We start from the raw sequence: 13,472 nt of genomic DNA on the forward strand, positions 1-13,472 counted from the left end.
GTGCTTGATCCTATTTTCTGTGATAAAATATATTGAGTAAGAAAATAAAAAAGCCTTAGAATGAAAATTCTAAGGCTTTTGTTTGCGGAGAGTGAGGGATTCGAACCCCCGGACCTGTTACAGTCAACAGTTTTCAAGACTGCCGCAATCGACCACTCTGCCAACTCTCCCTAAACTCCGATTGTATCGTCGTTTTCAGTGGTGCAAATATAGAAACTTTTTTTACACCAACAAAATGTTTTTTCAAAAAACTTAATTTCCTCAGTAGATAACGGGAATCAGTGATATATAACGAAGATTTTACAAAGTCATTACAGCCGACAAAACAAATTGGAAATCAACCTTTTTATTGCCTCTAAACGATAATTATTCATAATTGTAAAAATATCTGTTTTTGCAACCATTTATTTTTGATAAAAGTATAAACTATAAAGCAGCTAACGTATGCTATGCATAATTATTAGTTATAATAATAAGTTGTAGTAACATCACCACTAAAGCTGGGTCTGGTTTCTTCTTTCTGAGTATGAAGTTCAAAAACTCTTTCTCCGTTCTTGATTCCTGCCAGAATTTTTAATGAAGACCATCCATTCTCTAATGTAAGTTTAACACTGTTTTCATCCGTAATGGTAGAAATATCTTTTAAGTAACCGATCCCCACAACCTTTAATTCGTTGTTTGTTGTCTGATATATCCATCCTTCAGACTGAACAGCCACTTCCCCATTTCCTAAAACATGATCTCCGTTTGTAGAGATACAAAAGGAATAATAATCCTCTTCCACTCCAATAAGAGGAATAGCGATTCCCGATTTTGTGATCTCATCACCATGTTCGTTTTCAACAAAGTATTTCAAAATATTATTGCCGGGCAGATTATGTTCCTGAAGGTATTTTGCAAGAAGCTCAGGGCTGTATATCACAAAGCCTTTAAGCTCAGAAAATATTTTTTTCATAGTAATTTGATAAGTTGGTTTAAATTTTAATACTGAAAATCTTTAATTTTATACTGAATTACAATCAATCAAGTTCTGCCCTTGAGAACAGGTCATTGACCAATGCTTCATCTTCACAGATTCTTTTAAAATCCAAAATGAAGTCTTTCAACTTTTCGTCCTCAGAAGAATAAGCACAAAACATACTTCCTTCCGGGTCAAAACGAATACTGCTCTTTAAATCCGGTCTTTTTTCTTCCAGAAAAACATGAGCAAGAGAACTCCAGTCGTAGCCATTCCCCTCAAAACCTTCATCTACTCTTACATCAAAGACTTCCTGCTTATAGCTCCCTACGTTTAAACATACTGAAAAGCTATTGTTATGTTCTACCCAGAAAAAAGGGTTAATTATTTCTTTTAATTGATTGATATTCATTTTATTCAAGTTCTTTAAAGTACATTTCCGTCATGTCCTGATATTCAATGTTGCGCACAGGGCATAGTCCTGAAGGAAAACTTCAGAAGTCAGGTGAAAAATAATAGTCAGGTTTTTAAAAGTGCAAATTCGTTGCTAAATAACCATAGAGATTAGCTTGCTGCGTTTGGCCACAATCCATAATAGCCTGAATTACCATAATCTATTCTTTCTGCACTGATGACAAAACTGATCAACATACTGTTGCTATCAATAGCATCAAATTCAACTTCATGATGAATCACATAGCCATTTTCCCAGTTCAATGTGATCAGAGTTCCTTCTTCGTGAGATTTGTTGAAGGTAACTTCTCCTTTTGTAGGTTTGTACTTTCCGTTCAGTAAGCTTTCCAGAATGTCGGATTTTTCAGTAGCTTCTACTGTAATTTTGATTAATGCATTGGAAGGATCTGAAGCCACACGCCCGGAAACGTCTGTAGATCTTGATACGCTGTAATTAAGCTTTAATAATTTTTGTCCTTCTCCTCCGTTGAATTTTAAGATTCCTCTTGAGTTTCTTTCTGCCATAACCGTAAATTTTAATCGTTAATAATATTTTGTAATGGTGTGATTGTATAACAAATATAAAGCGGTTATTTATATTCAAAAAATTTTTACCCCTCAATCTGAAAATTTGTAGTAATTCTACGACTTTTAAGAATAAGTCAACTATCCATTGTTTTAAAAACAAACAATAACACACTGTAAAACAATTAAATAAATACAAAACACAGTAATAACTAAAAGATATATTTTTTGCACTGACAAGAGAAATATTATACAAATGGAGTTAAAAAAAAGCCACAAATGATTAATTTGTGACTTTCATATTGTACTACTGCAGTGTTTTGTTATACTGTTTCTGTATTTCAAATACTTTTTTCAGATAAACATCTTCTCCGGCTAAGAATCCCTGATCAGTCTGCTGTATCTTAATATGTGGTGTAATCCCCTGCCCTCTTTTCTGATCCGGAAGATTTTGTGCATCCTGAATCACATGAACAATGGAGAATCCTGTCTGAATACCGGTATTTGGCAATTCATACACTAAAGGTAAATGTCCGTTATGTTCATAATATCCGCCTACGGTTTCTGTCCCAATGACAATAGCGTTAGTATAGGATTTAATTAATGATGCCAAATGAGATGCAGCAGAAGCTACACGATGATCTACCAGTAAATAAAGTTGTCCTTTAAATGTTCTTTCATTAGGCAAAATTGAAGGGTTTTTGTCGTCACTCCAATAATATTTTCCCTGAACCTGTTTTGGATATAATTGTTTAAGGTAAGCATTCAATCCTGTTTTATCCGTCACTCCATTGGAAAGAAAAAGATTGGTAATAATCAGTTTTTCATCCATAGGCACTTCATTAAATTGGGTGTATGCATAATGACTGTCCCGGAAAGGTCTTTGGGTAAGATAAGTGAAAACTTTTTCATAAAGGGCGCCCGTTCCTCCTGTATTTCCTCTTAAATCAATAATCAGATTATCAATTTTACCTTTTTCAAGAGTATCCATCATCTGATCAAGAAAGACACTAAACTTTTTATAGGCTGGATCTTCTTTACCCGTTGCAAAATCAAAGCCTCTCACTGATAAACGGTAAATATTTTCACCTTCTTTAGTAAAGCTGTATTTTTCTGCCAGAAGTTTTTTATCGGCAATAAGAGAATGTCGGGATTCCTGAAGCTTTTTAAAATCTTCCAGCTGTATTCCCGGTAAGGTTACGTGATATACCTGATTGTTCCATTTATAACTGATCTCATAATTTTTGTGAGTTCCAAATTCTATATAAAATTTATCAAGCATTCCTCTTTCGAAGCCTGTTATCTCTTTATAAGGCATGGAATAGCCATCGGAGAAATAATATGTTGCAAAACGATCAATCATTTCTTTTGCAGGAATTCCATTAATGGATAAAATTTCTGCAGCAAGCGGAATCTTAACATCTTTTGAATCCTGTAATAACCGTCCGTTAATATTTTTTAAAGTGATGGGCAGATATTCTGATTTCTGGCTTAAATAATAGGATGCGTGATTGGGAAGATCTGTATAATTATGGCAGCTTCCTTCAAATCCTGTAATTTTTGCTATCACTTTGTAGAAATCAAAGATATTTTTACAGTTTTTGGCTTCTTCTTCAGCTTTTTGATACATACTGTCTATCTGCTGCTTACTTCTGTAAACATACAATCCTGAATTCGCAGATTCTCTAATGGAGCGAAAAGTATGTAAGTCTTCTACAAATTTTTCCGCAGGCAATTGACCATCCAGAATCGGAATACTTTTTCCTTCCGTAATTGAAACTGCTGCTGATTTACTTTTCTGAAGATAAGATTTTGCCCAGATTCTGAATTCATATTTTTTACCTTTTTCCGGTGTAAAATAAAGACGTTCAACACTGTTTATTCCCCTTGAATCATCCTGTTCTTTTATTTTTTTTCCATCCTGAAATATAGATACGGCAAGATTGGCATTTCTTGATTGTATGGAAATCCATGTCGGTTTTTTAGACTGCGGTGAGTATTTAAGAGTATCTCCGGGTTTTACATCCAGATTCGACTGAGCATATACGGTGTTTATCAGCAATAATAAAGGGATGATAAAGGGTTTGGTCATTGTTATTTTTTTGAAGGGCTAAATATACAAATTAACCATATTTAATTTATGCTAAAAAAATCCGTTTATTAATTGATTTTTTTTACAATTTAACACTTAAATCCTGAACTTCTTCTGCTGAAAACCCAAATATCTGCGGTGTTTTCACATCAAGAAGATTAAGATAAATGTATAGCTCTGCTCTGTGATGAATTTCATGTTCAACCATTGCTCTCAGCCATTTCCATATTGAAATTTCGTTATTGGCAGGAGTCAGGCATTTGCGTTTTAAATCTTCATCTGAGAGATTACGGATTATTTCTATAGACTGTCTGTGCATTTCATTGAAAAAAGCTACAACATCTTCGTAACTCTCTGCAAATTCTTTTCCACATCCCGGATAGGCACTCGGTCTTCCTGAAATGGTTTCACCATACATATACCGTTCAATGGTGGCAATATGCCGTATCTGATCTCCTATGGTAAATTTCCCCGGTTTATAGGTAAAGTCGATATGTTCGGGAGGTACAACAGCAATAAGTTTATTAGTTCTTGACCTGATTTTTTCATAATAATCTATGAATGATTTCACAGAGGTGATTTCCATATTGATCTGGTTTTTAATTTGATAAATATATTAAATTTATATATGAGGAAATATAAAAATCAATAACGAAAAAGAGAAAAACAAATAAAATCTCAGCCTATTTTGTGATTATAGTCACAAGTATAATCTTCAATGATCTGTTAATTTTGTTCTTATAAATATAAGATTATGAGCAATACAAATCAAAACATCGCAGCGCAGTTTATTCAATACTTAAATGAGGAAGATTTTGATAAGGCGGAAAGCTGCCTTCATCCTGATTTCAAATTTATAGGCGTAATTGGTACCAGAGAAGGTGCTTCAGTGTACATACAAGACATGAAGCAGATGAAATTTAAATATCAGATCATTAAAACCTTTACTTCCGAAGAAGATGTATGTTTCTGGTATAATATTGATATGGGAAAGAAAACCATTTTATCATCCGGATGGTACCATATTATGGACAGCAAGATAGTTTCTCTAAAGGTATTATTTGATCCGAGACCTTTACTTAATGATCAGTAATTGTGCAAAATATAGATTAAAATTTAACAGCCATTTCTTTGGAGTGGCTGTTTTTATATAAATTTTCTATAGACTTCATAGGTATTTTTCCCTTATAAAATCATGATCTATATGTATCTTTAAAGCAAAATCCTTTTTCAGCGACAAGATTTAAATATGAAGCCAACTGAGATTAAAGAACTACGAAATGAACAAGATTTTAAGGACTTCTACATGAATGATGCCCCGGCATCTTTTTGTGAAGAGTGTAATCATATTACTTATTCGCATGGAAATGGCTTTCTGGAAATCGCCAGACTGGAAGAACTTAAAAAAGGTCAAAAATCCATTGAGGGAAAGCAGACAAGGAGGAAATTCTACAGCATTGTCCTTCTTACAGACGGGGAAATAGATGAAACTATAGGACATCATCAGTATCATTTTACATCCGGGACGTTATATTTTATCGGAGAAAATCAATTACATGTTATAGAGCGGTGGAGTGAAGATATAAAAGGAATCTTCTGTATGTTTGATGTAGATTATTTTCTGCTGTGTATTAAACATCAGATCAAGCTTAATCAGTTCCCTTTTTTCCAAATGAATCAAAAGCCTTTTTTAAAACTGTCGGAGCGTGAGATTCAGATGATGGAACACCTTTTCTGGAAATTAAACAGTGAAAAATGCCAGAAAACCACCTTTAATGATGATTTGCTTACCCGCATGTTTCTGAATGTTATCTTACTGGAAGCCGAACGTATTTACAACAGGCAAACATCTGCTGATGCATTTTCTTTATCCCGAAAAGATCAGATTGCTTCTCAGTTTCAATTACTGGTCAATCAACATTTTATGGATAAAAAACAGGTTTCAAACTATGCAGAACTCTTACATATTCACCCTAATCATCTGAATGATGTTATTAAAGAGGTTACCGGTTTTCCTGCAAGCCATTTTATTCAGAAACAACTGATACAGGAAGCGAAATCCAGACTTATTCAAACGAATGATACCGTTTCTATGATTGCAGCGGATCTTAATTTTACAGATGATTCTTATTTTGGACGTTTCTTTAAAAAACAAACCGGAATTACTCCGCTTCATTACCGTAAAAACCATAAACACTGAATATTCTCGAATATAAAATCACACCAGACAGAGCACTTTAGCTATTCTTAAACAACATCTGGACTTGCCTTCTTTAAAATCTTTGATTTGTACCACTTTCTCTCCGATTTGTGTCAGCTGCACAGCCATTGACTTCTCTAATTTTGTATCAATAAATTTTAGAACAATGACAGAGAAAAATCAGAACGTACAGGAAATTGATTCATTAATGCTGCTTCAGTTTTATGCTGAATGGTGTTATCCATGCAAAATGATGACTCCTGTAGTTAACAACCTGAAAGTAAAACTGGAAGATTGGTTAAATGTACATCAGATCGATGTAGATGAACAGCAGGATTTCGCGGTAAAATATGGAATCAGATCGGTTCCTACTTTTGTTATCTTAAAAAATAACAAGGAAGTCTGGCGCAGCTCGGGAACTTTTGCTGAAGCGGCATTAGAAGAACTATTGATCAGTTTAAAATAGCTAAAATGAATATGTTAATTGATGCTGTGTTACTTGGTGTAGGAGCTACCGTCTTTATGGATGTGTATGCTCTTATCATCAGGAAATTCTGGAATATTCCTTCCTTAGATTATCGGATTTTAGGCAGATGGATAGGACATTTTAAAGATGGAAAGTTCTGTCATTCCAATATTATACAAACCACGCCTATTCAGGGTGAGCAGATCATTGGCTGGACTTCACATTATCTGATAGGAATTACGTTTGCCTATATTCTACTTTTGATCTGGGGTGAAAACTGGCTGGTAACGCCTACTATTTTGCCTCCTATTTTTACTGGTCTTGCTACTACTTTAGCACCTTGGTTTATGATGCAGCCGGCATTTGGTTTTGGTTTTGCTGCTTCTAAACTCCCCAATCCCGCCCTTGCAAGGTTTCGGAGTTTACAGGCGCACCTTATCTATGGTATTGGATTATATTTAACAGGATTATTTATCTCTATTCTTTTCAAATAAGAGAAATAAAGGTTATAAAACGGGCTTAGGTCCGTTTTTTTCGTAAAACAGGTAATTACAGATAAAGCAAAAGAAAAATTCACTCTTTATAATTCATTGGCAATAACATCGAGTATAAATTCCACTCTTTGTTCTATAGTCAGTTTTGGAACTTCAATAAGATTGTAACCGTATTCCTGATACGTTTCTTTCATACAATCAAAAGTAGTCTTAGCAACATCAAAGGTTTGTTTTCTTTCAGAATCATTTTCATAGATTTCTTTCCAGGGCGGAAGGATAAAAACAGGGTTATGGTATTTTATTTCGCTGGCTATCATCTTCATTTCTTGGGATACAGGAATTCTTTCCAGTTTAAGATAGCCAATAGTATCTAATATTCCCCGATCAAAAAAAATAGGCTGATCATCAAGTTTGTTCATTTCCTGAAAAGCACTCACAGATCCTTTAAACATCAGATCTGCAAACCCTTTTTTATCTTTCCAGGGCAAAGCATCACCATTGATATTAATCTGTTCTTTGATAATTCTTCTTCCTTCTTCAGGAACTGTGATAAATCCTTTATGCGTAAGTTCATTCAGTAAGGATGTTTTTCCTGAGCCCGGTCCGCCCGTAAGGATATATAATTTTGAATGTGTCTGTTTCATTGGAATTCATTCGATTTAAGGTTGTTTAATTCCACATGAAAAAAAGGTATGTTTCAGGTTTTAAGGTGGAATTATTTATTATTCTCGATAATATTCTTATAGGTATTCATTCGGTCTTCTTCTCTGTACATATTGCACAACAAAAGAATATTATCTGTCTGATATTTCTCAGCAACTGTTTGTAAATCCTGATAAACAGATTGAGGGGTTCCCGTAATAATCCGGTCAAGAGTTGTAAAGAATTCTTCTTCATCTTTGGTTCCCAATATTCTCCGTTCGATCATTTCAGTAGATAAAACAGGTTCCGGACTTACCAATTGTCGTGACTGTAAAAACTGATAAGCCATCCCATAAGCATTTCTTTTTGCCAGTTCAGCATTTTCAGCAATAGAAATTGCAACAGCCACTTGTAGAGAGGGCTCTGAAGTATATTGATCTTCATCAAATTCTCTGAGATAGGTCTCAGTAACTTCTCCCCCATTATCACTATTCATGAAAGCAGCAAAAGAGTATCCTACACCATGTAGAGCGGCTTCCTTAGCAGAAGTCATTCCGGAACCGAGCCAAAGAATTTCCGGTAATTTTTTTACCTGGGTCGGCTGCGCAATAAGTCCTTCATATACTCCTTTTTCTTCCCTGATGTATTGAATGATTCCTTCCAGTTTTGTTTCCAGATTAGACAGGATCACGGGTTTATGATTATTCAATGCCATTACAGCGTCTTTTAATCCTCCGGGAGCTTTGCCCAATCCCAGAATAAACCTTTCAGGGTACAATGTTGCTAATAACTTTGTCCACTCAGCAATTTTATATGCGGAATAATTCCTCATCATAATTCCTGCTGTTCCTACTTTTATTCTTTTAGTTTTACCTAAAACAATAGTGGCAAGAAGCTCCGGGCTTGAACTTCCATATGCCATTACTCCATGATGTTCAGAATACATGAGGCTGTGAAAACCTGCTTCTTCTGCAAATAAAGCAAGATTGATACTATTCTTTACTGCTGATTCTGCTGAAGAATCTTTATGGCTGACGGGAGACTGGTCTAATATACCTAATTTCAGTTTCATACTGTTGAAATAAAATGGATCAACGTATAGTGAAGGTATGAAAAAGCTTTTATTTACAAGAAAAACAACATGATATTATTTCAGAATCAGACTGCAATTTCATTTCAAAGGCTATTTCCAGAATTAAAACTTAAGGGTATTCAAAAGACCGAAATCTTCTTTATGATAAACCTTTTCAATTTTTCCGTTTTGAAGGAGCGCAATTTTATCACAGGTATGAAAAAGGGTTTCAATAATATGGGAACTTATGATCACTACTTTGTTTTCCGATTTCAGCTGCCTGATGATATCATAAAGGATATGAACTCCTTCAAAGTCTACCCCATTGAATGGCTCATCGAGAATATTGATAGGTTTATCCAGCATCAGCATTCCGATAAGGGCAAGCTTCTTCTTCATTCCGCTGGAATAATATTGTACATATTTTTGTAGTGGGAGATTGAATTTTTTAATAATTTCCGTGATTTCACTTTCTTTTTGGGATAAAAAATAAGCCAGATATTCTTCTCCGGTGATATAAGGATAAAAGTAATTTTCCGTTTCAAGATAGGAAATCTGTTTTCGTTGTAAGCGCTCATTCTTCCAGTTGATATTCCCTGAAAATTGTATGCTTTGATAAACAGATTCAAACAAGGTGGTCTTTCCCGCTCCGTTTTTCCCAAGAATTCCCAAGATACATCCTTCTTCTATAGACAGATTCAGGTCGTTTAATACTTTTTGATTTTTAAACTCAACGTTTACATTTTTAATCTCCAACATAGGTTCTGATATTATGATCGGCTGTCTTTAGATTTGATTTCAATATTAAAATAGCAGGAATAACGGTCATACAACATACAAAGTACTCAAGATATACCCCGATACCGTAGTCACCGTTCTTATTTTTATGGTTATAATTTTTATATTTCCTGGTAAGGATCAGCAGGAAATACAGATTCATAAAAGTAAAATAATACAATACATAAAAGCTTTCATAAGGATTTAAAATCAAAAAAGAACAGTAAACCGGCAAAAGCAACATATTAAAAAACAGGGAATTTTTTCTTATTTTCTCCTTTAAAGTATACTTTTTGAAATACATTTCTAGCATTTCTTTATTCTCATGAGGCTCATAGATGTGAGAGATATAATCCAGCACAAAAACTCCCACCAGAATGAGAGTTGCAGGATGATAGGATGAAAGCAGGACGATTATAAAACCAATAATAGCGATCCAACTGTTTTTTCGCAGAAACCCTTTCCATTCAAATAAATCATCAGGAATAAAGTTCCACTGCAGGGTTGCCCTCGGTTGTGTTCTTGGAGACAGAAAAGCAAATAAAGCCATTAAAGCATAAAGCCCCAATCCTATTTTTTCAATTTTATAATTGATATTTCCCAGCAGTAAAATACTGTATATAATAGTTGCTTCCAATACAACAACCCATCTCCAGCTTTGTACAAAAACTTTCTTTAGAAAAGGAATATCTTTTCTTTCATAATGAAACAAAATGATGAGTCCAAAAAACAATCCGGGATAATAATAATTTTCGGGTAATTTAACGGCAATTAAAGCACCCAGGACCATCAAAACAGGAACGCTGCGTCTGGGGTTCAGGTTCAACAATCTGAAACTCTGTCTGAATCTGAATTGGAAATGATTAATTAGTTTTTTCAAAAGCTCCTGATTCTCTTTTATTTAATAGGTTTTATAATATACAACATACTCTGTCGTGTTGTGAAAAGCTGAAAGTTAAGATTTTTATCTTCAAAATAAAAATAAGGTGAATAATGTTTTTCAATGTCTGCCTTTAGTTTTCTGATATTTTCGCCTTTGGTATTATAAAATTTTTCAGTGGGAAAATCTTCATCAAATGACATTTCTCTTTTAAATTTTAAAGTGTCTCCTTTGACCATAAGCTGAAAATACAAATCCCCTTTCCAGCTTTTTGAGGTAGAAGATATAGCGCCTCCCGATGCACTGGAGGTAAATTTATCCAATTCTTTTCTTTGAAAATATACGGGGATAATATTCGGATAACGATTGGGCTCCAGCGCTCTTTCACTAAAAGGCTTTTCTCCAAAAAGGCTGTTGTTATATCCCGGATTTCGATCTGAGAAATAACCGTTTTTCAAAGCCTTGGTATTAGTGAAAAATTGACACCATTTTCCGTTCATATAATAAGTGATAACGCCTTTTGAACCACTTTTACTATCTCTTAAATACTCATCGGCTTCCTCAATGATTTTATGATATAGACTCACTTGCTCATCTTCTCCCCATTTCAGATCTTCATTCTGGATAATCATAGGTTTGCGTAGGGTATCACCGTCTTTTATCCATGATTTATAGTATTTCTTTTCATAATTCACGATAAAATCCCCGAACAGTAATTCTTTCCAGTTCTCTCGGGTAGCTTTATAAGTATATTGGTCTATGATATTTCCATCTTTATCCAGCTTATAAAAATGATAATCTATATAAAAACGGGTACTTCCCATTTCACCATCCGTTTCTATTTCTTTCTGATTTCTGTCTTTGGGAATTTCGCTGGTTACTATAATTACATTACCATCAGAACTTATGAAATGTTGTATTGGCTCATAGCTATTCCACATCAGTTTTATTTCATGATGCCCGAAAGTAATGAGATCATTAGCGTCAATATCTTTATAGCTTTTATATTTTTCAGGTAACCTGGAAGTATTCATTTTATTAAGCAAATAAACATCTAACCCTCCAAAATTGTAAAGAAAAACAACAGCCAACAGGAGAATAGCCCCGATGATAAGCAATATTTTTTTCATTTGATGTTTCTGATTATTTAAAGATAATTAAATCTGTTCAAAACCACGGAAACTTCATCTATAATATGTACATACTCTCAGAAAATAATTTACCCTCACATTTCTGCAAGGGTAAAATATTCGTTTCAGGATTTCAAAATTATTCCTCCATGATTTTTTTCACTTCATCAAATTCACTTTCAATCACCGCATCCGGTTTATAGGTGAATGATGAAACGATAATATTAGTCAGTAAAGAAAGGGTGAACCCCGGAATAATCTCATACCAATTTTTTAATGGATGTTCAAGATATACCCAAGCCAATACAGTAATTCCACCTACCAGCATTCCTGCAAAACCTCCCTGCCATGTTGTTTTTTTCCATAAAAGAGATAAAAGAATCAGTGGTCCGAATGCTGAACCGAAACCTGCCCATGCATTACCAACCAGATTCAGGATGCTGTCTTTCGGATCTAATGATAAAAGAACGGCAATCACTGCGACCAATAAAACGGAAACTCTGCTGGCAATCAGTAATTGTTTTGAGGTTGCTTTTTTATTCAGAAAAGCTTTATAAATATCCTCTGTCAATGAACTTGAAGTCACCAATAACTGGGATGAAATAGTACTCATTACCGCTGCAAGAATAGCGGTAAGCAAGAATCCTGCAATAAACGGATGGAATAATATACGTGAGAAATAAATGAAAATAGTTTCAGCTTCCGTCTTTGATCCATCAAATTTCATCATGGTTTCAACATCAAATTTCTGTAAAAAAGCAATTCCTACCAACCCAATTGCTAAAGCACCGGCTACAGTAAAAATCATCCATGTTATTCCTATTCTCCTTGCTTTTACAAGGTCTTTTGGCTTATCAATAGCCATGAAACGTACCAGAATATGTGGCTGACCACAATATCCCAATCCCCAGGCAAGCAGAGATACTATACTTACTGTAGTGGTTCCTCTGAACAGATCCAGATATTTTGGGTCTTTCGCTTCAATCAGTGAAATAGTTTCTCCCACTCCTCCGATCTGGGTAATTGCTACAATCGGAACAATTACCAATGCCAATACCATAATGGTTCCCTGAACAAAATCAGTAAGACTCACAGCAAGAAATCCACCTAAAAATGTGTACAGCACTACTACAAGACTTGTCAATAAAAGTCCTAGGGTGTAATCCATTCCAAAAGCAGATTCAAATAACTTTCCACCGGATACCATCCCCGCAGAAGTATAAAGTGTAAAAAATACCAGAATAAAAATGGAAGAAGTGATCTTCAGAATATGGTTTTTGTTTTTGAATCTGTTCTCAAAAAATACGGGTAAAGTAATTGCATTTTGAGCTACCTCAGTATAAATTCTGAGTCGTGGTGCCACAATGATATAGTTGAGAAATGCCCCGATTGTTAAACCTATCGCGATCCATGAACTGGAAATTCCAGACAGATACATGGCTCCCGGAACTCCCATCAATAACCAGCCGCTCATATCTGCAGCTCCTGCAGAAAGTGCGGTAACCGCAGCTCCCATTTTTCTTCCTCCAATTAAAAATTCTTCTGAATTGCTTGTCGATTTTCTATAAGAATATACGCCTATACCTATCATTAACAACAGATACAACCCCACAGAAATCCCTTCGTATACTTGCATATAATTTTTTTATGAAGCCCGAATATAGCTATTTTTTGAAAAATGGATTCGTTATATCTTTGTAATAATTTAACAATAAAAAGCAAAAACAGAGATAATTTTAAATTAAAAAAGCACTTAAGATTAATTTAATACTCGATATTTCAT

General features: G+C 34.5%; 15 protein-coding genes and 1 tRNA gene. 4 read left to right on the forward strand and 12 right to left on the reverse strand.

Features of this window, described 5'->3' with window-relative positions:
* Positions 1–85: 85 nt before the first annotated feature.
* From AC5YGG_RS06590 to AC5YGG_RS06615, 6 genes are all read right to left on the reverse strand, one after another.
* Positions 86–170 (reverse strand) — tRNA-Ser (locus tag AC5YGG_RS06590).
* 290 nt (positions 171–460) lie between these two features.
* Positions 461–955: a hypothetical protein gene (locus AC5YGG_RS06595; protein WP_496143703.1), complete on the reverse strand. Its 495-nt coding sequence runs from the start codon at positions 953–955 to the stop codon at positions 461–463.
* Between the two features lie 64 nt (positions 956–1,019).
* Positions 1,020–1,370: an immunity 51 family protein gene (locus AC5YGG_RS06600; protein ID WP_496143704.1), complete on the reverse strand. Its 351-nt coding sequence runs from the start codon at positions 1,368–1,370 to the stop codon at positions 1,020–1,022.
* A 152-nt stretch (positions 1,371–1,522) separates the two neighbouring features.
* Complete coding sequence (gene tssD / locus AC5YGG_RS06605; protein WP_496143705.1) at positions 1,523–1,936, reverse strand: type VI secretion system tube protein TssD; 414 nt, start codon at positions 1,934–1,936, stop codon at positions 1,523–1,525.
* 307 nt (positions 1,937–2,243) lie between these two features.
* Entirely contained in the window at positions 2,244–4,028 is a 1,785-nt protein-coding gene (locus AC5YGG_RS06610; RefSeq protein ID WP_496143706.1) for a S41 family peptidase, read from the reverse strand.
* A gap of 82 nt (positions 4,029–4,110) precedes the next feature.
* The gene (locus AC5YGG_RS06615) at positions 4,111–4,614 is read right to left on the reverse strand and encodes a DinB family protein (protein ID WP_496143707.1); all 504 of its coding nucleotides are present in this window, start codon (positions 4,612–4,614) and stop codon (positions 4,111–4,113) included.
* Between the two features lie 168 nt (positions 4,615–4,782).
* Between AC5YGG_RS06615 and AC5YGG_RS06620 the strand changes: the two genes are divergently transcribed.
* From AC5YGG_RS06620 to AC5YGG_RS06635, 4 genes are all read left to right on the forward strand, one after another.
* Positions 4,783–5,121 carry a nuclear transport factor 2 family protein gene (locus AC5YGG_RS06620; RefSeq protein ID WP_496143709.1) on the forward strand — a complete coding sequence of 113 codons (339 nt, stop codon included), beginning with the start codon at positions 4,783–4,785 and terminating at the stop codon, positions 5,119–5,121.
* Positions 5,122–5,277: 156 nt separating this feature from the next.
* A complete protein-coding gene (locus tag AC5YGG_RS06625) occupies positions 5,278–6,228 on the forward strand; it encodes a helix-turn-helix domain-containing protein (protein WP_496143710.1) in 951 nt (316 codons plus the stop codon).
* 166 nt (positions 6,229–6,394) lie between these two features.
* Positions 6,395–6,694 (forward strand): thioredoxin family protein, encoded by a 300-nt coding sequence (locus AC5YGG_RS06630; protein ID WP_496143711.1) that lies wholly within the window; start codon positions 6,395–6,397, stop codon positions 6,692–6,694.
* Between the two features lie 5 nt (positions 6,695–6,699).
* A complete protein-coding gene (locus tag AC5YGG_RS06635) occupies positions 6,700–7,188 on the forward strand; it encodes a DUF2938 domain-containing protein (protein WP_496143712.1) in 489 nt (162 codons plus the stop codon).
* 86 nt (positions 7,189–7,274) lie between these two features.
* On the opposite strand, the gene AC5YGG_RS06640 is transcribed toward AC5YGG_RS06635, so the two are convergent.
* The 6 genes from AC5YGG_RS06640 to putP all read right to left on the reverse strand — a co-directional run bounded on the left by AC5YGG_RS06640 (position 7,275) and on the right by putP (position 13,325).
* Positions 7,275–7,832 carry an AAA family ATPase gene (locus AC5YGG_RS06640; protein WP_496143713.1) on the reverse strand — a complete coding sequence of 186 codons (558 nt, stop codon included), beginning with the start codon at positions 7,830–7,832 and terminating at the stop codon, positions 7,275–7,277.
* Between the two features lie 71 nt (positions 7,833–7,903).
* Positions 7,904–8,902 (reverse strand): MsnO8 family LLM class oxidoreductase, encoded by a 999-nt coding sequence (locus tag AC5YGG_RS06645; RefSeq protein WP_496143714.1) that lies wholly within the window; start codon positions 8,900–8,902, stop codon positions 7,904–7,906.
* 123 nt (positions 8,903–9,025) lie between these two features.
* A complete protein-coding gene (locus tag AC5YGG_RS06650; protein WP_496143715.1) occupies positions 9,026–9,661 on the reverse strand; it encodes an ABC transporter ATP-binding protein in 636 nt (211 codons plus the stop codon).
* Positions 9,648–10,559, reverse strand: a complete 912-nt coding sequence (locus AC5YGG_RS06655) for a hypothetical protein (RefSeq protein WP_496143716.1) — start codon at positions 10,557–10,559, stop codon at positions 9,648–9,650. Before AC5YGG_RS06655 ends, AC5YGG_RS06650 begins: the two co-directional genes overlap by 14 nt.
* A 17-nt stretch (positions 10,560–10,576) precedes the next feature.
* Positions 10,577–11,689 (reverse strand): hypothetical protein, encoded by a 1,113-nt coding sequence (locus AC5YGG_RS06660; RefSeq protein WP_496143717.1) that lies wholly within the window; start codon positions 11,687–11,689, stop codon positions 10,577–10,579.
* Positions 11,690–11,828: 139 nt separating this feature from the next.
* Complete coding sequence (putP, locus tag AC5YGG_RS06665; protein ID WP_496143718.1) at positions 11,829–13,325, reverse strand: sodium/proline symporter PutP; 1,497 nt, start codon at positions 13,323–13,325, stop codon at positions 11,829–11,831.
* Positions 13,326–13,472: the final 147 nt, after the last annotated feature.

Source organism: Chryseobacterium sp. CS2K3 (assembly GCF_059515185.1).